22 protein-coding genes are annotated in these 20,277 nt (G+C 65.9%); 11 read left to right on the top strand and 11 right to left on the bottom strand.

Going from position 1 to position 20,277, the window contains the following annotated elements; translation table 11 throughout:
* The first annotated feature begins 114 nt into the window (after nucleotides 1-114).
* Entirely contained in the window at nucleotides 115-393 is a 279-nt protein-coding gene (locus IEW02_RS18745) for a WhiB family transcriptional regulator (protein ID WP_188546401.1), read from the top strand.
* Here the strand turns inward: IEW02_RS18745 and IEW02_RS18740 are convergent.
* Nucleotides 374-988: a TetR/AcrR family transcriptional regulator gene (locus IEW02_RS18740; protein ID WP_188546400.1), complete on the bottom strand. Its 615-nt coding sequence runs from the start codon at nucleotides 986-988 to the stop codon at nucleotides 374-376. The two genes, IEW02_RS18745 and IEW02_RS18740, sit on opposite strands and share 20 nt — an antisense overlap.
* A 91-nt stretch (nucleotides 989-1,079) precedes the next feature.
* On the opposite strand from IEW02_RS18740, the gene IEW02_RS18735 reads away from it, so the two are divergent.
* Nucleotides 1,080-2,555 (top strand): MFS transporter, encoded by a 1,476-nt coding sequence (locus tag IEW02_RS18735; RefSeq protein WP_188546399.1) that lies wholly within the window; start codon nucleotides 1,080-1,082, stop codon nucleotides 2,553-2,555.
* A 43-nt stretch (nucleotides 2,556-2,598) separates the two neighbouring features.
* On the opposite strand, the gene IEW02_RS18730 is transcribed toward IEW02_RS18735, so the two are convergent.
* Entirely contained in the window at nucleotides 2,599-3,480 is an 882-nt protein-coding gene (locus IEW02_RS18730; protein WP_188546398.1) for a PDDEXK-like endonuclease domain-containing protein, read from the bottom strand.
* Between the two features lie 153 nt (nucleotides 3,481-3,633).
* Here IEW02_RS18730 and IEW02_RS18725 point away from each other — a divergent pair, with 153 nt between their 5' ends.
* From IEW02_RS18725 to IEW02_RS18710, 4 genes are all read left to right on the top strand, one after another.
* Nucleotides 3,634-4,464 carry an oxidoreductase gene (locus tag IEW02_RS18725; RefSeq protein WP_188546397.1) on the top strand — a complete coding sequence of 277 codons (831 nt, stop codon included), beginning with the start codon at nucleotides 3,634-3,636 and terminating at the stop codon, nucleotides 4,462-4,464.
* Nucleotides 4,465-4,615: 151 nt separating this feature from the next.
* Nucleotides 4,616-5,515: a manganese catalase gene (locus IEW02_RS18720; protein ID WP_188546628.1), complete on the top strand. Its 900-nt coding sequence runs from the start codon at nucleotides 4,616-4,618 to the stop codon at nucleotides 5,513-5,515.
* 110 nt (nucleotides 5,516-5,625) lie between these two features.
* On the top strand, nucleotides 5,626-5,991 hold the full coding sequence (locus tag IEW02_RS18715; RefSeq protein WP_188546396.1) for a hypothetical protein: 366 nt from the start codon (nucleotides 5,626-5,628) through the stop codon (nucleotides 5,989-5,991).
* A gap of 10 nt (nucleotides 5,992-6,001) precedes the next feature.
* Complete coding sequence (locus tag IEW02_RS18710) at nucleotides 6,002-6,811, top strand: DNA-formamidopyrimidine glycosylase family protein (RefSeq protein WP_188546395.1); 810 nt, start codon at nucleotides 6,002-6,004, stop codon at nucleotides 6,809-6,811.
* A 15-nt stretch (nucleotides 6,812-6,826) separates the two neighbouring features.
* Here IEW02_RS18710 and IEW02_RS18705 read toward each other — a convergent pair whose 3' ends face one another.
* Nucleotides 6,827-8,335 carry an amidase gene (locus tag IEW02_RS18705; protein ID WP_188546394.1) on the bottom strand — a complete coding sequence of 503 codons (1,509 nt, stop codon included), beginning with the start codon at nucleotides 8,333-8,335 and terminating at the stop codon, nucleotides 6,827-6,829.
* A gap of 59 nt (nucleotides 8,336-8,394) precedes the next feature.
* Complete coding sequence (locus tag IEW02_RS18700; RefSeq protein ID WP_188546393.1) at nucleotides 8,395-8,652, bottom strand: hypothetical protein; 258 nt, start codon at nucleotides 8,650-8,652, stop codon at nucleotides 8,395-8,397.
* Nucleotides 8,653-9,270: 618 nt separating this feature from the next.
* Between IEW02_RS18700 and IEW02_RS18695 the strand changes: the two genes are divergently transcribed.
* Nucleotides 9,271-9,717: a hypothetical protein gene (locus IEW02_RS18695; protein ID WP_188546392.1), complete on the top strand. Its 447-nt coding sequence runs from the start codon at nucleotides 9,271-9,273 to the stop codon at nucleotides 9,715-9,717.
* 70 nt (nucleotides 9,718-9,787) lie between these two features.
* Here the strand turns inward: IEW02_RS18695 and IEW02_RS18690 are convergent, their stop codons facing one another.
* The gene (locus IEW02_RS18690) at nucleotides 9,788-11,035 is read right to left on the bottom strand and encodes a lipase family protein (protein ID WP_188546627.1); all 1,248 of its coding nucleotides are present in this window, start codon (nucleotides 11,033-11,035) and stop codon (nucleotides 9,788-9,790) included.
* A 145-nt stretch (nucleotides 11,036-11,180) separates the two neighbouring features.
* On the opposite strand from IEW02_RS18690, the gene IEW02_RS18685 reads away from it, so the two are divergent.
* Nucleotides 11,181-11,642: a hypothetical protein gene (locus IEW02_RS18685; RefSeq protein WP_188546391.1), complete on the top strand. Its 462-nt coding sequence runs from the start codon at nucleotides 11,181-11,183 to the stop codon at nucleotides 11,640-11,642.
* A 10-nt stretch (nucleotides 11,643-11,652) separates the two neighbouring features.
* Here IEW02_RS18685 and IEW02_RS18680 read toward each other — a convergent pair whose 3' ends face one another.
* Together IEW02_RS18680 and IEW02_RS18675 are read right to left on the bottom strand one after the other, a co-directional pair.
* On the bottom strand, nucleotides 11,653-12,381 hold the full coding sequence (locus IEW02_RS18680; protein WP_188546390.1) for a GAF and ANTAR domain-containing protein: 729 nt from the start codon (nucleotides 12,379-12,381) through the stop codon (nucleotides 11,653-11,655).
* An 83-nt stretch (nucleotides 12,382-12,464) separates the two neighbouring features.
* Complete coding sequence (locus IEW02_RS18675; protein WP_188546389.1) at nucleotides 12,465-13,235, bottom strand: GAF and ANTAR domain-containing protein; 771 nt, start codon at nucleotides 13,233-13,235, stop codon at nucleotides 12,465-12,467.
* A 233-nt stretch (nucleotides 13,236-13,468) separates the two neighbouring features.
* On the opposite strand from IEW02_RS18675, the gene IEW02_RS18670 reads away from it, so the two are divergent.
* A complete protein-coding gene (locus tag IEW02_RS18670; protein WP_188546388.1) occupies nucleotides 13,469-13,831 on the top strand; it encodes an ANTAR domain-containing protein in 363 nt (120 codons plus the stop codon).
* Between the two features lie 8 nt (nucleotides 13,832-13,839).
* On the opposite strand, the gene IEW02_RS18665 is transcribed toward IEW02_RS18670, so the two are convergent.
* A complete protein-coding gene (locus tag IEW02_RS18665) occupies nucleotides 13,840-15,573 on the bottom strand; it encodes a hypothetical protein (RefSeq protein WP_229746153.1) in 1,734 nt (577 codons plus the stop codon).
* A 28-nt stretch (nucleotides 15,574-15,601) separates the two neighbouring features.
* Nucleotides 15,602-16,744 (bottom strand): acyl-CoA dehydrogenase family protein, encoded by a 1,143-nt coding sequence (locus IEW02_RS18660; protein WP_188546387.1) that lies wholly within the window; start codon nucleotides 16,742-16,744, stop codon nucleotides 15,602-15,604.
* 82 nt (nucleotides 16,745-16,826) lie between these two features.
* Here IEW02_RS18660 and IEW02_RS18655 point away from each other — a divergent pair, with 82 nt between their 5' ends.
* Nucleotides 16,827-17,378 (top strand): TetR/AcrR family transcriptional regulator, encoded by a 552-nt coding sequence (locus IEW02_RS18655; protein ID WP_188546386.1) that lies wholly within the window; start codon nucleotides 16,827-16,829, stop codon nucleotides 17,376-17,378.
* A 4-nt stretch (nucleotides 17,379-17,382) separates the two neighbouring features.
* Here IEW02_RS18655 and IEW02_RS18650 read toward each other — a convergent pair whose 3' ends face one another.
* Nucleotides 17,383-18,594, bottom strand: a complete 1,212-nt coding sequence (locus tag IEW02_RS18650; protein ID WP_188546625.1) for a kynureninase — start codon at nucleotides 18,592-18,594, stop codon at nucleotides 17,383-17,385.
* Nucleotides 18,595-18,720: 126 nt separating this feature from the next.
* Between IEW02_RS18650 and IEW02_RS18645 the strand changes: the two genes are divergently transcribed.
* Nucleotides 18,721-19,425 (top strand): SDR family NAD(P)-dependent oxidoreductase, encoded by a 705-nt coding sequence (locus IEW02_RS18645; RefSeq protein WP_188546385.1) that lies wholly within the window; start codon nucleotides 18,721-18,723, stop codon nucleotides 19,423-19,425.
* On the opposite strand, the gene IEW02_RS18640 is transcribed toward IEW02_RS18645, so the two are convergent.
* Complete coding sequence (locus tag IEW02_RS18640; protein ID WP_188546384.1) at nucleotides 19,407-20,264, bottom strand: NAD(P)H-binding protein; 858 nt, start codon at nucleotides 20,262-20,264, stop codon at nucleotides 19,407-19,409. The two genes, IEW02_RS18645 and IEW02_RS18640, sit on opposite strands and share 19 nt — an antisense overlap.
* Nucleotides 20,265-20,277 lie beyond the last annotated feature (13 nt).

The raw sequence follows: 20,277 nt of genomic DNA, 5'->3' as shown, positions 1-20,277 counted from the left end.
CGTCGTCGCCGCACAGGCCACGTCGTCGACTCTTCGCCCGGGAACACAGGACAGCGCTCGATCTGTATGTCGAGCAACGCATTCGATGCCCGATTGCCGGCCGGAGCCGAATCGATGACCACCAATTCCCCCGCATTCGATCAGGCCGAATGGCGTCTCGGGGCGGCATGCCGCGGAATGGACGCCGACGTCTTCTATCCGCCCGAGAACGAACGCGGGCACGCTCGCAGCATCCTGGTCGCCAAAGCCCGCAAAATCTGCGAGCAATGCCCCGTCCTCACCGAGTGCCGCGCCTACGCGCTGGCCGTCGACGAGCGCCACGGCGTCTGGGGAGGGCTGTCGGAGACCGACAGGCGCAAGCGCCGGACGTACGTCACGCCCACGTCCGACTGACCGGCGCGCTCCACATCCCGACGATCGCGTCCACCAGGTCTGCGCCGAAATCCGCCCAGTTCCCCGTGGCGTCGCGCTCGCGCTCGGCACTCATGTGGACGATGAGTTGTCGAGCCATGTCGCCGCGCGCTGCGCGGACCGAGGGTGGCAGATCTCGGACACAGCTCTGCAGTCCGGCCAGAATTCGGCGCAATGCCGGTGACTCCAAGGCGGTTTCGTAGATCACCCCGCGCAGCGCCGGGTCGGTCATGACCTGCGCACTGAATCGCGCATACGACGAATGCGCCCCCATCGTGACGAGGTGTTCGATGTAGGGCACGACAAGGCACGTGACCCAGTCACGGAGGTCGGTCGATCCTTCGATCTCTGCCAGCAGCCGTTTCCGACTCTCCTCGATCGGCACCGCGTGCTTCTGGACGATCGCGAGCACCAGGTCGTCCTTGGTCCCGAAGTGGTAGCCGACGGCCGAGCTGTTTCGCTGTCCCGCGCCTTCGCTCACCTGCCTGTTCGACACCGCAAACACACCGCGCTCGGCGAACAACTCCTCGGCGGCCGCAATGATCACGTCTCGCGTGTCGTCACCGTGCACGTGCATCTCCTCCGTTTGCCATATTCAATCACATGACTTAAATTCTCTAAGTCAGTTGATTTAAAAACTTTACCAACGGTTTACTGGAGGAGTGGCGATGTCCACACGTTCACCGGACGCCACGGCGCCGAAAGCTCAGGGCACCAACGGAATCGTCGCGGTCCTCGCCTTCGCCGGCATCGTCGTCGCCTTGATGCAGACGCTCGTCATTCCCATCATCCCGCAACTACCGACGCTGCTGGACACGTCCGCTGCGAACACGGCATGGGTCGTGACGGCCACCCTTCTGGCCGGCGCCGTGGCGGTACCGGTGATGGGCCGCCTCGGCGACATGTTCGGAAAGCGTCGGCTGCTGCTCGTCGGACTCGCTCTGCTCGTCGTCGGTTCGGTCGTCGGCGCACTCAGTGACACCGTTCTGCCGCTCATCGTCGGTCGAGTGCTGCAAGGCCTCGCATCGGGCGTGATCCCACTGGGTATCAGCGTCATGCGCGACGTCCTTCCTCGCGAGAAGCTGGCCGGCTCCGTCGCCCTGATGAGCGCATCGCTGGGAGTCGGTGGCGCACTGGGCCTTCCGGCTGCCGCCCTCATCGCCGAGTACGCCGACTGGCACTACCTCTTCTGGACGTCGGCTGCGCTCGGTGTCGTCGTGACCGCTCTGGTTGTCGCCGTCGTCCCCGAGTCGACGGTCCGAGCCGGGGGCAGCTTCGACTTCCCCGGTGCCGCGTCGCTGTCGATCGCTCTCGTCTCACTCCTCCTGGCCATCTCGAAGGGGTCGAGTTGGGGATGGACCAGTGGCACGACGCTGGGCATGCTTGCCTTGTCCCTCGCCGCGTTCGCATTCTGGGCGTGGTGGGAGCTGCGCACCCCGCTGCCGTTGGTCGATCTGCGCGTCACCACCCGGCGTCAGGTGTTGTTCACGAACCTCGCGTCCATCGCCATCGGATTTGCCTTGTTCGCAATGTCTTTGGTGTTCCCGCAGGTACTGCAGCTCCCCACGGCCACGGGCTACGGCCTCGGTCAGTCGATCCTGGCCGCCGGCCTCGTGATGGCACCGTCGGGAGTCATCATGATGCTCGTCGCCCCGCTGTCCGCACGGATCACCACCACCCGTGGACCCAAGACCACTCTGATGCTGGGCGCGGTCGTCATCGCGGCCGGATACTTCATCGGCGTCGTCACCCTCAGCGCCGTCTGGCTTCTCGTCGTCATCTCCATGGTCATCGGCGCCGGCATCGGCCTCGCATACGGCGCCATGCCCGCACTCATCATGGGCGCCGTCCCCGCATCGGAGACCGGTGCAGCCAACAGCTTCAACACGCTGATGCGTTCTCTCGGAACATCGTTCGCGAGTGCCGTCGCCGGTGTGATCCTCGCGCAGATGACGATCGACCTCGGCGGCCGGTCGATTCCGTCGGAGGCCGCCTTCCACGTCACGATGGGCGTGGCGGCGGGGGCTGCCGTGCTGTCGTTCGTGCTCGCCGCATTCATCCCGCGCTTCGTGGCGCCCACATCAGGCGGGACCGAGGACCGCGTCGGTCAGGGTCACGAGCTGGTCCAGGAACGGGCCGAGTGATGTGTCCGGACGACTAGCGGCGATCGGGCACTCTCTATCTCGCTCAGCGAGATCGATTGTGCCCGATCGCTCGCCGGATTTCGAGAAGGACGCCTGACGGGTCCCCGACGATCCGGTGATAGGTGAAACGAAGAACGTGCCAACCCGCATTGATCAACACGTTCTGCCGGTGAGCATCGTGGTCGAACCGTTCGACATCTCGATGCCAGGCCCAGCCGTCCACCTCGATGGCTACCCGTTGCACAGCGAACGCTACGTCCACCTCGTAGCCACAGGTTTTCACGTGGGTACGCCATCCGGTGATTCCGGCTCCACGAAGCAAGCGAAGCAGGATGCGTTCGGCTTCCGAGTGTCCTCCCTCGGCAGCGATACGCAATAGCCGTGCGGCTTCCACGCTTCCCGCACGGCCCGCATGAAGTTCGTGCACCGCCGTCAGTATCGGAAGATTGGTCTTGAACTGGAGGGCGCGATCCATCAGCCGTGATCCATCGGGCACGAGAACGGCCGCTTCGAGCACCGTCAGCGGCACATTCGTCACCCGCAACCCGCGGACCGTGTCGACATCCCGGTACTGCAGGTCGCGTCTGCGCACCGTGATTCCGTTGCCACGCTTGATATTGCGCCGACGTGGCGTTGTCACCCACTGCTTCTGCGGCGCACGATCCAGTAGGCCGTGCCACCACGGTGCACTCGGCCCGTAGGCGCATGCACGATCACCTGCCCCGAGAACAGCAGCTCGAAGTTCAGCCGCGTCGGTCAGCTGACGGTCCGCGCTGAGGTAGACGCCGGGGCCGACCGATCGCCACCGACCCGTCTGTACGCGGCGGCCGATCGCCGCGCGACTCAGTCCGGCGCGCAGTGCCTGCCCGGCGCTGATCACGCCGTCCTGCTTGGCGAGGATCCGGCTCAACTCGGGAGGCTGCATACATCCTTGGACGGATCGAACTGTCCCCGCGGTTCCACGAGAAGATCGGGGAGCTTCTTTCTCGCTGAGCGAGATCGATTGTGCCCGATTGCCGGTCCGCCGCGATCGACCGAACCGTACTGTCGAATCCACACTCACAACGACAGGACCTCCATGAAAACCTGGCTCATCACCGGCTGTTCCACCGGCCTCGGACGTGACCTCGCGGAGGCCGTCCTCGCACACGGCGACAACGTCGTCGTCACGGCTCGCAACGTCGATTCGGTGGACGACATCGCCGGGCGGTTCCCGGACACCGCACTGGCGGTCGCCCTCGACGTCACCGACGACGAGCAGGTGAACACGGTGGTCGGCGCGGGCATCGACCGCTTCGGCAGCATCGACGTGCTGGTGAACAACGCCGGATACGGCTACCGCGCAGCCGTCGAAGAAGGGGAGGACGACGCCGTCCGACGGTTGTTCGACACTCATGTGTTCGGCACGATGCGCACGGTCAAGGCCGTTCTTCCCGGAATGCGAGAGCGACGCTCCGGCACCATCGTCAACCTCTCGTCGATAGGCGCGCGGATCTCGCCGGCCGGCTCCGGGTATTACTCGGCGGTCAAGGCGGCGATCGAAGCGCTCACACTCTCACTGCGACGTGAGGTGTCGCCGTTGGGGATTCGTGCCGTCGCCGTCGAACCCGGCGCTTTCCGAACCGATTTCGCGGGCCGATCACTGACGCAGTCCGAGGTCCCCATCGCCGACTACGCAGACACGGCAGGCGCGCGCCGGCTCGAGAACGACACCGCCCACGGCACGCAGGCGGGCGACCCCACCAGAGCCGCTGCTGTCCTGATCCAGGCGATCGAATCGGACGATCCGCCGTTCATGCTGCTCCTCGGCAACGATTCCGTCGACGCCTTCCGCGGAGCACTCGATTCGCTGCTCTCCGACGTCGACGCGTGGGAGGTCGTCAGTCGCAGCACCGATTTCGATTCGTAGGCTTCACGACTGATTGAGACCGGAAGCCCTGGGTATCCGCCTGGCAGCGGAGAGTGCCGAGCGCACCCTGCTCATAGGTGCCTGATCGTCGTGAAGTCTCCCGCGACGAGTGAAGCACATTCCGGTGACACCAGACATCTGGAGTTCGATCATGTTCCGTCACACCGATTATCTGCAATTCGACGCCAAGCCGGAAAAGCCCGACCCGGTCTACGCCCACAAACTCCAGGAGCTGATCGGCGGCGCGTTCGGCGAGATGACCGTAACAATGCAGTACCTGTTCCAGGGTTGGAACTGCCGCATGGAGGGCAAGTACAAGGACCTCATCATGGACATCGCCACCGAGGAAATCGGCCACGTGGAGATGCTCGCGGTGATGGTTGCGCGTCTACTCGAAGGGGCGCCCGCCACCGACCCGACGACAGCGGCCGCCGGCGATCCCGTCGTCGCGGCGGTCATGGGCGGAATGGACCCGCAGCAGGCAATCGTGGCCGGCGGCGGAGCGTTGCCGGCCGACAGCAACGGGTATCCCTGGAACGGGCGCTACATCATCGCCAGCGGCAATTTGCTCGCCGACTTCCGCGCCAACGTCGCGGCAGAAGCGCAGGGGCGCTTGCAGACTGCGCGTCTGTACAACATGACCGACGATCCGGGCGTCAAGGCGATGCTGAAGTTCAACCTCGCCCGCGACACCCACCACCAGAACCTGTGGCTCGCCGCCATCGAGGAACTGCAGACGGACGGGTACGAAGATGTGGTCGTGCCGAACGCGCTGATGGACGAGGAGTACGCGGAGCACGCCACCGACCTGTGGCACCTGTCCGACGGTGAGATGTCGCAGACCGGCGGCTGGGCCAGCCGCCTCGCCCCCGACGGCGTCCACCAGATGGGCTTTCTCGCGGACCCGCAGCCGTTGGGCGACAAGGGAAGTGCCCCGGCCCCCGACCCGTTGCTCTATGCGACGTACGACGGAGCGAAGGGTGCGCCCGCGACGGCCGCCGTGGGAACCGAGAAAGGCGTTCTGGGAAAGCTGAAGGACGCGCTCGACTAGATCGAGGCCAGGCGCCTCGAGACCGCGGGCGCTGCTGAGACCGGCCATCGGTCCCTTCGGGGGTCGGTGGCCGGGTCTCATCTCCGCCGTCGGAACCAGGGAGACGACACATGACGCTCGAACGTTTGGTTCACGAATTCTTGGCCACCCGCCGCTGGTCGCTCGACGAACTCGTCGACCGTTACCGTGGGCCGGTGCCGGAGGAGTCGTGGAGACAGTGGGCGACGGGGACGCCGCTGTCGACATTTCCCGAACCCTCTACGCTCGCGGCGGCGGCGGCCGCTCTCGATGTCGACGTGGCCACCGTCGTACTCGCGGCGGCACGCAGCGCAGGATTGGCCGTCGAACCGCGTCGACGCTCGAGCCCCGAATCACCGGCCATGGCGTCCGCACGTGACTTCGAGGAACAATTGGCGGCAGAATTGGCCGGAAGCGAACTCGACGACGACCGGTACAGAGCCGAACCGACGCGTTAGGCGGTAACGAATGCCCGAAGGCGACACCGTCTTTCAGCTCGCCAGAAAGCTGCGACCGGCCCTCGACGGCCAAAGCCTCGCGTCCGGACGACTTCAGGTTCCGGCGCACGCGACCGAAGACCTGACCGGACAGACGATCCTGCGTCATCGCACCATCGGCAAACACCTGCTGACCGATTTCGACGGCGACATCACACTGCACACGCACCTGAAGATGACCGGTTCGTGGACCGTCGTCCGAGCGGGCCGACGGTTACCCTCCCGGCTCGATCCCGAGGTCCGCGTCCGTCTGGCCGTGGAGAACGGACCGACCGCGTACGGCCTGAACCTTCCGGTCGTGCAGTTGGCGAAGACCGGCGATGCGCACCAGTGGACCGACCACCTGGGACCGGATCCGTTGCACGACGACTTCGACGCGGCCGTGGCCGCCGCGAACGTCCTCGCCGACCCGTCGAGGCCCATCGTCGCGGTGTTGCTGGACCAACGCGTCATGGCAGGACCGGGGAACCTGTGGGCGAACGAATTGTGCTTCCTGCGGGGACTGTCACCGTGGCGGCCCGCGGGTGAGGTCGACGCGGCGGCGCTGGTGGCGTTGACCCGAAAAACCATGCGGCACTCCGCAACCGTGCCGGGAGCAATGCAGGTCACGACGGGTGACAAGCGACCCGGCCGGCAGCACTGGGTGTCGGGACGTGCGCACAAACCGTGCCTACGATGTGGGACGACGATCCGGGTGGTGGACGAAGTTCCCGGCGACCCGGAGCGTCGCCGAACGTGGTGGTGCCCGCACTGCCAGCCGGGTCCCGGACCGGATCGCTGAACGGGCGTAGCCGGGCTACACGTTCGCGCTGTCCACGCGGCCGTACGCGGTCGCGTAGCGCTGCGCCCACGGCAGTGCCTGCTCGAGCTGACCGGCCAACCGAAGCAGGGTCGACTCACCGCCCAGCGGAGCGACGAACTGCACTCCCATCGGCAGACCCTCCGGAGTCCAGTGCAGAGGGAGCGACATCGCCGGCCGGCCGGTGAGGTTCGCAAGTTGGGTGTAGGGCACCCAGCCGAGGTTGGCATCGATCATCTGATCGACCAGTGCGGAATGCCTGAGCAGACCCGCGGTGCCGGTCTTCAGCAGGCCCGCCGCCGCGATCGACGTGAGCTTGGGTGTGTCGAGTGACCCGATCTTCGGAGGCAGATCCGCCAAGGTCGGCGTCAGCAGAAGATCGTACGACTCGAAGAACGTCGTCAACCGACGCACGTGTGCGTGTCGGCGCTCGACGGCGTCGACGTACTCGACGCTGCTGTAGGCGCGGCCCAGCGCAGCCATGATCTGGGTGTCGACCTCGAAAGCGCTGTTCCCGCAACCGGATCGGCGTTTGGCGTCGTCCATCTCCCACGCCAGGTAGACGAACCAGGTCAGCAGGAAATCACGCGCGAGTGCGGCGTCGTCGAAGGGCTGTGCGTCGAGCAACTCGATCCGATGCCCGAGTCCTTCCAGCGATGTCGCCGCAGCATTCACGGCGGCAATGGCCTGCGGATGTGGCGACGAGTTGATGCTCGACGAGGTGCACACGCCGATCCGCAGAGAACCGGGATCCCGTGCGACCTGAGACAGGAACGTCTCGGTCGGCATTGCAGGCGAGTACGGTCCGTTGGGCTCGCCGCCGGCCAGTACGTCGAGCATGGCCGCGGTGTCGCGAACCGAGCGCGACACCACCCCTTGGGTCGCGGCCCCGTGCATCGCTTCGCCCGACGTCGGTCCCATCGGAATCAGTCCGCGTCCGGGTTTGAGGCCCACCAATCCGCAGCACGCGGCCGGGATGCGGATCGAGCCGCCTCCGTCACTGGCTCCGGCCACGGGGAGAATCCCGGACGCCACGGCGGCGGCCGACCCGCCGGACGAACCTCCCGGTGTCCGGGTCAGGTCCCACGGGTTGCGTGTGGGGCCGAACAAGTCGGGTTCGGTGATGCCCTTGGCGCCGAACTCGGGGGTGTTGGTCCGCCCGAACACGGTGACACCCGCGTCGATCCAACGCTGAACCACCGTCGCGTGCTCGGCGGCAGGGATCGAGGCGAGCGAACTCGAGCCGCAACTCGTCGGGACGCCGGCGTAGTCCTGGTGCAGGTCCTTCAGAAGAAACGGGACCCCGGCGAACGGCCCTGTGGCCCCGCGCTTCACGAGGTCTCTGGCCTGCGAGTCCATGAAGCGCACGATCGCGTTGATTCGGGGGTTGACGACCCTGGCTCGGTCACGGGCGACGTCGAGCAATTCGGTCGCGGTCACCTGCCCCGCCTGCACCAGTTCGGCCAAACCGAGGGCGTCGAATGTCCGGTACTCGTCGAAGCGCATACGGTCGCACGTTAGTGCACAGGACAGGGCCTGTGCCACAACCCCGCGCGCTCGTCGATCTAGCGGCGCACCGTCGGGAACCGCTGGACGAGCCGATCGATGTGCCGGGAGACCTCGTACAACTCGGCCCGCAACGAACGCGACTCCGATTCGAGAATTTCCGCGGGCGCGCGAGCACCTTCTGCTCGGAGTGTGCTCGCGCGCCGGTCGGCAGTCTCGATGCCGTTGGTGCAGCGTTCGACGTGCTCGTTCAGAGCGCCCAGGAGTAGACGCGCCTGAGCCTCGTCGGCGTCGTCGTCACTCCCGTCGGAATTCACCCACCAAGAATCGCACAGTCAGGATCTGGTCGAACGGTCAACTATCGAAAACGATCGACCATCCACAACCGTCAGCTGAGGCCGTTGAAGGCGTTGAACGCGACCAGCAGGTCGGAGAGAGCGGCAAGAGTGGTGACGAAATCAGGCATGGTTACTCCTCGTGGTCCGGGCCGCCGAGTGCGGCCGCCTCAAAGGTGTACAGAGACAACATGAACGGCTGGTTGTGGAAAGCCGCGAAGGGCGGTCGGAACGTGAACGTATCGTGAATGGGTAACGGCCAGTGGGGTTTACGTGACAAAACGGACATAGGTCACCGACGACGTCGTCTCGTCGTGCTCGGTGACAAGCTCAGCCGCCGGGGACGGTGCGGACACACAACGCGAACCAAACCGACCGCGCCGGTCCACACCCGTTGTTCACCCTCCCGTCATCGCTATCTTGAAATTCGTTCAGCAACAACAGTTTTGGTCGTGTCCGAGTTGACACGTCCGCTGCCCTCGTAGTTCGATTCCCCTGCAGCTACCGGTGGACGGGGGACGCCCCACACCGAAGCTCCGCCTGTCTCGCCGTCGAACAGGCTTCGCCACCACAGTCACCAGTGAAGGAAAACCGAGACACATGAAGATGAAGAAGTTCGCAATGGTCGCTGCCCTGACGATCGCCTCGCTCGGCACCGCCGCCGGCACCGCGTACGCCGATCCCGCTGCTGCTCCCGCCCCCGCACCGTCGCCCACCGCGGCGTTCGAGACCAACGTGGACCTTCCCGCCGCCGTGTCGGGCGTCAAGGACAACATCACCACCACCGCAGCCCTGGGTGGTTACATCGGCGGCGCAACGGGTCTCGTCACCGGTTGCGTTCTCGGTGGCGTGGCAGCAGGCGTCGTCTCGGCCCCCGCCGCACTTCTCTTCGGCGCCGGCCCGGTGGCCGGTTGCATCGGTGGGGCAATCCTCCTCGGCTCCACCGGAGCACTCGCCGGTACCGCCATCGGCGGCCTCGGATCCACCGCCGCGAACGTCGGCCCGTTCACGCAGCTGCTGAACCAGCCCCCCGCCGCCAAGAAGTAGTCTTTCGCCCCACGAAAAAGACCGCACCGGCCCTGACGGGTCGGTGCGGTCTTTTCGTCGTTCGCGGCTGTTACCCCGCGCAGTTCCCGGCGGTCGGAACGTCGTTCAGTCGATCCCCCAGCCACTTCATGGCCGGAATCTCGTTGATGAGCAACGGAAGTGCGTGTCCCGCACCGAGTCCCGGGAAGATCGGCGGGAGCGGAACGGTGTCGAGCTGCACGTTCGCGCCCTTGGCGCACCAGTCGCCGGCCAGCTCGACGGCCTGACCGTGAGGCACGATGTCATCCGTCGACCCGGTGCCGATGTACACCGGTGCGGTCGGCGTCCGGTTGCCGATCTTGTTGGCCGCGAACACCTCACCCGCGATCGGAATCGACTTCAGCAGATCGGACAGGGACTGACCGGTCTTGGTGAACTCGTTGGTGCGATGGAACCCGACGCTCAGCACGGTCGCTCCCACGCACTGATTGGCGACGGTGGCGAGCATCTGCTGACCGGCCGGGTTGATGTTGTCGTCGATGGTCGGATTCAACTCGGGGTTCGACTCCCGCAGACCGTTCAGCGTGTATCCGATGACGCCGGTCAGACTGGTGCCGTCGACCTGCGCCAGCGTGGCCGCCAGGTCGGCCGGTGGCGCTCCTGCGTAGGTGCCCTTGATGTCGAGCTCCGGCGCGTATTCACCGGCCAGCTCGGCTGCGGCAGCGGTGGCACCGCCACCCTGCGAATACCCCCACATCCCCACCGGGGCGTCGGGCGTGATCTTGGTGCCGGGCAGACTCTGCGCAGCCCGAACCGAATCGAGGACGGCATGCGCCTCGGCCGCACGGTTGACGTAGGTGTGGTTCCCCGGAGTACCGAGACCCTGGTAATCGGTCATCACGACGGCTATGCCCTGCAGGAGCAGCGCATTGATGGTCAGCAGTTCGTACTCGACCATGACGTCGAGAGGCGGCGCGTAGGTGATGAGTTGGTTGAGCATCTTCGACGGTGCGCACTGATCGCCCTGACCCTGGGTGCCCGGCGCCACCGCCACGACCGGCCGCGGTCCCTTACCCGTCCAGTCCAACGCGGGATCGATGTAGGTGCCGGTGACGGCGATGGGCTTGTCGTTCGCGTCCTCGGATCGGTACATCAGACGCGTTGCGGTGCCGGGGAACTGACCGTTCACGCCGGGAACCGAGGGCACCAGGACGGACGGTCCGGTGCGGATGAGGTCGCCGTTGGACCCGCTGGGAAGCGGCGACGGCGGGGTGTAGAAATCGGGTGCGGCAGAGGCCGACGGCGCGACGGTGAGCACCATCGCCGTAGCAATTCCCATGATCGCAGCGAGAGACTTGGACAGCCGCACTTCACATCCGTTCGTCGAGTCGACAGTTTGGTGAGATGACCGTACGTGACCGGTAACACATATACCTAGGCCGATCGAACAATGCCGCCCGTGGTGTGCTCGTACACTGCTGTCGGTGGCCCCGACGCACTCGAACCCCAACGACATCACGGACGGGATGGTGGTGCGGAGCATTGCGCGACCGTCGAAGGTGTACCGGGTGAGCGGGATCCCCGACCGCGGCCGCTCGACCTTCGTGGCCATGTCGTCCGGCACGCAGACCGTCATGAACGGCAACGCACGCAACTACCGCCCGGAGACCCCCGACGAACGAGCCGAAAGAGTCGGGGACGAGGTCGAATCCGAGGTCGAGATCGACTCTGGGGACGAAGGCGAGGTCCAGGCGATCGCCGATGACGAGGCGAACTCCGTCGACCCGGACGGGTTCGGAATCGCCGAGCTCTGCGTTCGGATGCAGGATGCGGTGGCGAGGGTCGCCGACGGGGACTGCGACTCCGACGACGCTGCCGCCATCGTCTCCGCGGCCGCTGCTCTGAACGAAGCCGTCGTGCAGCGCCAGCTCGCCGGCTACGTCTGACTATCGGGAGTTACGACTCCACGGACCGTGTGGGGTGATCGGCGTCCACCAGCTGGCGGCACACGAGGTGGAGCCGCCTGTTCTCCTGCTGGGACAGCTTCGCCAGCAGCTCGAATGCCTGCACCGCGTCGATGTCGTAGCGCTCCATCAACATGCCCTTGGCCTGACCGATGATGTCGCGGGTCGCCAGACCGTTCTGAAAGTTTTCCGTGTCCTGCGCGTAGAGCAGGGCGACGGCCGCGTGTGCGGCGAGGGCTTCGCCGATCGACACCACGTCGTCGTCGAACGCGTCGACCCGCGTGCTGTAGAGGACGAGGGCGCCGACTTGTTCGTGGCTGCTGTACAGCTGGAACGCGGCAAGGGACCGGATACCGGCGTCGACTGCGGTGACCGCGAACTTGGGCCACCGACTCTCCTTGTCGAGATCGGCCGACACCACGACGGTGAAGTGCCGGACCTCGGAGACGATGGGTCCCTGGCCCATCTCGAACTGCTCACGACACAGATCGCCGGACAACGCATCGGTGGACGCCACCACAGTGCGCGAGCCGTCCTTGCCCAACGTGGCGATGGCGCCGCTGTCGGCCCCGTCGATCAAGGTGAGCGACGACCTCAGGATCGTTTCGAGCGTGTCAGGAGTGGAGCGTCGGGCGGTACGCAGCGTCCGCGCGAGTTCGCCCAGGGACGCCACGAGATCCGGCGACTCGAATTGTGGACTCGACTCGGAAAGTTGAGACAAGAGAACCAGCCCTTTCGCACGGATTGTTCCCAACCGTACAGCCGTCGCCTATCGCCCGGACCGAAAGCCCCGAGCCGTGCGTCTCACGAATCCGTCGAACGAGCCCGAGCGCGCCGAGCGGCTTCCTCGACGAGGCCGATCGCGACGTCCTTCAACTTGCGGTTCTCCCGCTGGCTCATCGCGCGGAGCTTGTCGAACGCTTCCGTCTGGCTGCATCCGGTGCGACCGATCAGGATTCCGATCGCCTGATCGATGTCCGACCGGCTGTGGAGGGCCTTCTCCAGCTGCTGAGCAAGGTGCACCGCGTCGGCGAGCGCCTGTGCGTTCATGACCGACACCGCCGCCGGAAACGCGAACATTTCGCCGAGTGTGACCGCCCCGTCGTCGAACGCGTCCTTCGACTTCGAGTACACGTTGAGTGCGCCGATGACGGTGTCCCGCGTGATGAGCGGTAGAGACAACGCGCTGTGCACTCCGAGACGGCCGACGCGTGGACCGAAATGCGGGAACCGCTTGTCCCCGCCGAGCGACCCCGACCGCACGGTTTCGGCGGTCGCCGCAGCGCTGATGCAGGGGCCTTCCTCGATGCGGTATTGGATCTCGTCCACCTCGCGCACGAAACTGGCGCTGGAGACGACCGTGTCCGGCCTCGCGTCGTGCATCAATGTCAGACCGGCGCCGTCCGCATGCGGAATCGCCTTCACCGCGAAGTCGGCTACGTGGGTGAGCATGTCGGGAAGAGCCTGCGACCCCATCGACAACTGAGCGAGGCCGGCGAGGGCGGTCTGGAGGTCGTCGTCCCGTGCGACGTCGTCGACCTCCGGCCTGTGGTCCTTCGGTCCGTCTTCGGTCATGTGAATCCCTGCCCCGTCCAGGCTTGCACCCGTCCCCTCGAATGAGACCGGCCGGTTCATGTTACCCACCACGGCTATCGGTTCGTCGTGCCTCGACGGCACCGGTCGAATCGTGCAGAGGGCCGGTCGAGGATGTAATCTGGGCAACACTGAATCCACAGTCTGCCGGGGACCTGGACGCCGCTCAGGTCGCGTTCGCGATTCGCTCGGACCTTCGTCGTGGGTGTTCCCGAATGCAGGAATTGGTAATGTCGGGCAATTCGTCGCAGTCGCCGTCCTTTCTCGAGATGTTCACTCAGGCGGCAGACAGTTCAGCCGGCTCGAAAAGCGCTCCTTCCGAAGCGCTTTCGTCCGACGTCGATGCCGACGAACGATGGCTGCGTCACGTGGAGATCGAGCAAGCGAAGGGAACGTTGACCGCCCTGTTCGGCATCGATCCCGACGATGCGTTCGCGGTGCTGTCCGCGCAATCGCAGAGCCGCAACATCAAGGTTCACGCACTCGCCAGGATCATTCTGGACACACTGCGCACCAACGTCGGAAAGCCCGAGTTCGTCCAGTCGGCCCACCGGTCGCTGGACCGACTGCTCGGCTGACGCTCACCTCAGCGACTGAAGTCGGCCAGTCTCGTCGAAACCTGTTCGGGCAGACCGTTGTTCTGCTTCCGATCTGCCGTGAGCACATCGAGGTGGTTGTAGCCGGCCAGCTTGATCGGAACGTCGCTCGGGTTGTTCGATCCGCCGAGGTCGAGACCGCCGTCGCCTTGGAGCGTCAGCACCGGATTCCGGGTGACGCCATCGCGGTAGAGGTAGTGACGCGCGATGGACGGCGCCGTCGGCTGACCCAGATCCGTGTTGATGGCCGTCGGGAAATACCACTCGGTGAAGTCCAGCGGCGGTTCGCTCAGGCTGCGGGTGAGCTGCGAGATGGACGTGACTTCCTTCGACGGATCGGTGAAGGCGTTGGGTGTCATCTCGTCGTAGTCCTGCCAGGTATAGACGACGTTCGGGTCGCCGTAGCTCGACGGCGCCGCCTTGCGATCGTTGCCGAGTGCAGTGCCCAGCAACGGAATTGCCGCTACCACCTCGTTCGGGACGGGAAAGTACTTGTCCTGAACAGGACCGTTCCCGATGAACCCGACGCTCGCCTGCAGAAATCCGAGCGGCTGGGAATTGTCGTCCAGCAGCGCACCGACCACGGCGTCGTTGGTCGCGTACAACGTGCGGATGTCGGGCTGACCCGTCGCAGCCATCACCGGGTCCTTGGACAGCAGAGTGCGCAGTGTCGCGTCGAAGTTCAGGCTGCGCGGAAGTCGATCGACGATGTCGTTGACCCCGGTCGGGTTCAGTCGCGCCGCGAGTCCCGCCATCGCGAGCAAGTTCGTCGTCTCCGGGTTGATCACCGCCGGCAACCGGGTGACTGGATAGACGTCGGTGAGCGCGCCGGATGCGGCCTCGATCGGACCTGCGAGCGCCGACGGGATCTGCGGAATGTCGAAGCCCCTGATGGGATTCGGCGGACCGGCCTTGATGACCGTGTCCAGCGCGAAATATCCGGAGCACTGGTTGTATCCGGCGTCCTCGGTGGTGGCGGGGTTGCCGTCGAAATCCCAGTCGGCGAAGTATCCGGTCAGGAAGCCGCCGAGCGAATGCCCGCCGCACAACACCTTCTGCTTGCGTGTGGGCTGATCGGGAAACTCGAGTCGAAGCACGTCGTACTCGTCGCGCATCGTCTGCACGAGACCCTGGTCCGACAGCCACGCCGTGGCGGCTCCGTCCGCGTAGCCGGCGAAGGTGCGCCCGTTCGCGGTGCCGCCGCGAAAGTAGTAGTTCGTGGCGACGTCGAGATCGTTCGCAGCGAGGGCCGCCTGCGTTCCGGTGTGGTCCTCGAGGCAGTTCGAGCGTCGGTCCAACGCCCAGAACTCGATGTGCCGGCCCTGCGCATCCGCAGCCGCCACCGTGTTGCGTGCAACGGACTCGAAGGCGCCCGCACCTTCGAACACACCGGGCTGCGCGACGAGAACCCTGTCCGCATCCTCGGATCGCTGCGGTCCGTCTGCAGCGCGATAACGCAAGTAGGACAGGCGATCACACTCTGCCGGGTGTGGCTTCGACCCGGTGGGCAGCGGAGCGTCCAGACTCACGACGGACGCCACCACGCCCGTCACGGGTGACGACGAGGTGATCTCCCGCTCCGTGCGGCCGGGCGCCGGATCGGCGGACGCACCGACCGGGACGAGCACCGTTGCCGACACCACCACCGCGCACACCAACCCGCGCCGAACAGAATCCCCCAACACCATCGTGGCCCCCACCGCTAGTTTCTTCTGGCGAAACATAGCAGGAAACCTGTTATCGGGGAACAGCTCACCTGTCCGTGAGCGAACGCGCGATGACGAGCCGCTGAATCTGGTTGGTGCCCTCGAAAATCTGCGTGATCTTGGCGTCGCGCATGTACCGCTCCACACGGAAGTCGCGTGTGTAGCCGTAGCCGCCGAAGACCTGCACGGCGTCGGTCGTCACCTTCATGGCGGCGTCCGTCGCAATCAGCTTCGCAACGGACGCGTTGCGGGAGTAGGGAAGTCCCGCGTCGCGGCGTCGGGCGGCATCGAGGTACGTCGCTCGTGCGGAGTCGACGGCCGCCGCCATGTCCGCCAGCACGAAGCCCAACCCCTGATGGTCGATGATCTTCTTCCCGAACGCGCTGCGCTCGTGGGCGTAAGCCACCGCGTCGTCCAGCGCCGCCTGCGCAATCCCGACGGCGACGGCAGCGATGCCGAGCCGACCGGCGTCCAGCGCACTGAACGCGATCTGCAGTCCCTGCCCCTCGGTACCGATCCGGCGGTCCTCGGACACGCGCACGTTCTCGTACTGCGCCGACGTCGTGGGGATGGCGTGCAGACCCATCTTCTCCTCGGGCTTACCGAACGCGAGCCCGTCGATTCCGTCGGGAATCAGGAAGCAGGACACGCCCTTCGAGCCCTCGCCGGTGCGCGCGAACAGGTTGTAGAAGTCGGCTTTGCCGCCGTGGGTGATCCACGCCTTCGACCCGGTGATCGTGTAGCCGCCGTCCGCCGGTGTTGCCTTGCAGCGCAGCGCGGCGGCGTCGGAACCGGCTTCTGCCTCCGACAGCGAATAGGCACCGATCTGCGTTCCGTCGAGCATGCCCGGGAGGTGCTCGGCCTTCTGTTCTTCGGTCCCGAAGGACATCAGCGGGTGACACGACAACCCGTGCACGCTCACCGCCACCGCGACGGCTGCCCACCTGGCCGCCAGCTCTTCGAGCACTTGCAGGTACACCTCGTACGGCTGACCTCCGCCGCCCCATTCCTCGGCGTACGGAAGGCTGAGCAACCCGGCTTCACCGAGCGTCGCGAACACACCGTCCGGATACGTTTCGTGACGCTCGTGCTCGTCGACCACCGGCTCGAGCACCTTGTCGGCGACGTCGCGGGTGAGCTGGATCAGATCTCGAGCTTCGGCGGTGGGCAACAGGCGGTCGACCGGCATTGAATTCTCCTCGGGCAGTACTGCGACGCAGCGTTCAGTACTACCGACAGTACTGCACAACTCGCTCCAGTACTATCGATCCATGTCAGCTCACGCCACCGCGCGCCGCGCCGAGCTCTTCGACCAACTCGTGGCCCTCTTCCTTACCGACGGATTCGCCCACCTGACACTCGACGCCATCGCGGCCCGTCTCCGCTGCTCCAAGTCCACGCTCTACACATTGGCCGACAGCAAGGACGCGCTGGTCGAAGCGGCCACCGTCCACTTCTTCCGCGACGCGACCGACCAGGTCGAGACTGCGCTGATCGGAGTGACCGACAACCGCATCACCGCCTATCTGACCGCCGTCGGAGCCGCGCTACGACCGGCCTCCGAACAGTTCATGACCGACCTCGACTCGCTGGCACCCGCCCGAGCGGTGTACGAGAAGAACACGGCAATCGCGGCGCGTCGGGTTCAGCAGCTGATCTCCGAAGACTCCGACCTACCCGAGCGCGCCGCGGTGTTCGCCGGCGACGTTGCGGCGTCGACCATGGTGCGCATCCAGAGTCGCGACGTCGTCCACCGAACGGGGTTGGGCGACGCGGACGCGTACCTGGAGTTGGCGAGGTTGCTGACGGGACTCCGATCGTGACACGTCAGGCAAGGAGTTCGTCACGGATGGCCGAGACACCCGCGTGAACCTCCTGGAAGGAGGTGCTCAGCGGGCTCAGCCCGAGACGAATCCCGTTCGGACCGCGGAAGTCCGGGATGACACCCCGTTCCCACAACCGCGCCGTGATCCGCTCGAAATCGGGGTGGTCGATGGTCACGTGGCCACCGCGACGCGACGAGTCCTCGGGCGAGGCGATCTCCACTCCGAGCGGCACCAGTAGTTCTCGGATCAGATCCAGGGCGTACTCGCCGAGCGCGACGGACTTCGCACGCACCGCCGCCATGCCCACGTCGGCCAGCATCTCGATGGTGTCCTGCATGGCGATCATGCCCAGGACCGGCGGCGTTCCACTGATGACCCGTCGAATACCCTGAGCCGCAACGTATCCCTGCTCCATCTCGAACGGATCGGCGCGGCCCATCCATCCCCAGATCGGCTGCGCGAAGTCGGCAAGATGCTCGGCGCGGACGTAGGCGAACGCCGGCGACCCGGGGCCTCCGTTCAGGTACTTGTACGTGCAGCCGACGGCGAGATCGACGCCCCACGAATCCAGTTCCAGGGGAACGGATCCCACCGAGTGCGAGAGGTCGAGCAACAACACACCCCCGGCCGCATGGGTGATCCGAGCTGCCTCCGCTGCGTCGAGAAGGAAGCCGGATCGATAGGCGACGTGACTCAGGACCACCAGTGCCGTGCGGTCACCGACCACCGCCGACAACTGGTCCGGTGTGACACCCTCACGCCTGTCCGTCTCGATCCACCGCAACGACATGTTCAGTTCTGCCGCAATGGATTCGAGGAGGTAACGGTCGGTCGGGAAGTTGTCGCGATCGAGCACGATCTCGGTCCGGCCCGGGCGCAGAGCCACGCCGCCGCGCGCCAGTTTGTACAACAACACCGTCGTCGAATCGCCGATGGTCGTCTGACCGGGTCCGGCTCCGAGAGCGGCGGCGGCCAGGGCGTCTCCGACGGTGAGCGGTAGATCGAACCACTGCTCGTCCCATCCGCGAATCAATCGACCGGCCCACGACTGCGTCATGAACGTGGTGACGCGCTCGACACCGGCCTTGGTGGGACGACCGAGGGAGTTGCCGTCCAGGTACGCGGGCACCGACGAGTCGTCGGCGCCGAGGAAGCAGTCTCGATAGCGTCGCAACGGGTCCGACGAATCGAGCTCGGCCCAGTCTCGAATCATCGGCCGACCTCCGTCCGAACCCCTACCGGTGTTGCCGTCGATGCTCATGGACTCAGCGTATTACGCATCCGTCCTCGGACCGGCCGCACTCCACGGTGCCTCCGTGGCCGCACGTAATATCGGGTGATGGCCAACGAAACCGGAGCAAAGACCGCCCTTGTCGTCGGAGGCTCCCGAAGCCTGGGCCTCCGAATCACCGAGGAGCTCCTCGGACGCGGGTGGGACGTCATCGCCACCGTCCGCAGCGCCGGGTCCGAAGGCCTCGAGCTGCTGCGCGAGACCTACCCCAGTGGTGGGTTGACAGTCGAAACCCTCGACATGACCGAGCCGTCCCAGATCGACGCTCTGAAGGAACGGCTCGACGGAACATCGCTGGACCTGCTCTTCGTGAACGCCGGCATCACCAATGCCGACGAACCCGTCGGCGCCGTGTCCACCGACGATTTCGTGAAGGTCATGGTCACTAATGCGCTGAGCCCGATGCGCGTCATCGAGACCCTCGGATCGCTCGTGACACCGGCGGGGACCATCGGAGTCATGTCGTCTCGACAGGGCAGCGTCTCGTTCAATACCGTTGGCGGACACGAGGTGTACCGAGCGAGCAAGTCGGCCCTCAACCAGCTCGTGCGGTCGTACGCAGCACGGACGTCCGCGGACTCGCGGACCCTTCTGCTGGTGCATCCGGGCTGGGTCCAGACCGAACTCGGCGGAACCGACGCACGCCTGACCGTCGAGGAAAGCGCCCGCGGGGTCGCGGACGTTCTCGAAGATCACGGCGGCGACGGCGGGCTGCAGTTCATCGACTACCAGGGTCACATCGTGCCGTGGTGAGCTAGCACCTCCCGCACGGGCCGCGGGTCGCGGCCCAGCAGCTGCGTCAGCAGGGGATCCGTCCCGGCGAAGAATCCCCCGTTCGCTGCCTCGAAGATCCCGAGCGTGAACCGGGCGGCCCCTGCCGGCATGCCGTCTGCCATCCGGTCGGCGACCCATCGATCGGGGTCGACGACGACGGACTCGACACGTCGGCCGACAAGGTCCGTCGCCATCGCAGCAAGGTCCTCGACGGTCGGCGCGGTGCCCGCAGTGATGGTGATCGGACCGTCGTACGTCGCGTCGGAGGCCAGCACGACTGCGGCTACCTCGGCGGAATCGGCACGCGCAGTCCACGACACGGGTCCGTCGGCGGGGATCACCATCGTGCCGGTCTCGCGCCACGGGCCCAGCAGCCACTCGAGGGTGTGTGCGTAGAACCCGTTGCGCAGCGATGTCCACGCGAGCCCCGAGTCGGCCAGCAGATCCTCGGTCGCAGCGTGCACACGGCACGGAACGAACGGCGAATCATGCGACGCTCCTTGATGACTCGTGTAGTACACCCGTTCGACACCGGCCGCTGCCGCCGCCTCGATGGCTGTGCGGTGCAGACCGACCGTGTCTCGGGACGGATCGTTCGACGACACCAGCAGCAACCGGTGCGCACCGTCGAATGCTGCTGCCAACGAGGCGGGTTCGGCGTAATCGCCGTGGAGTACGTCGATACCGCGGTCGGCGAAACCGCTCGCTTTGTCGACGTCTCGGACGGCAACCGCGATGTCCGTGGTGGCGACGAGGGACGACAGGTGCTGGGCGGTGGCCCCGTTCAACGCGCCGGTTGCTCCGGTGACGACGATCATGACGTGCCTTCCG

The sequence above is a fragment of the Rhodococcoides trifolii genome (assembly GCF_014635345.1).
GTDB lineage: Bacteria > Actinomycetota > Actinomycetes > Mycobacteriales > Mycobacteriaceae > Rhodococcoides > Rhodococcoides trifolii.
Note: the sequence above shows the minus strand (reverse complement) of the source record. Positions and strands in the feature narration are given on the sequence as shown.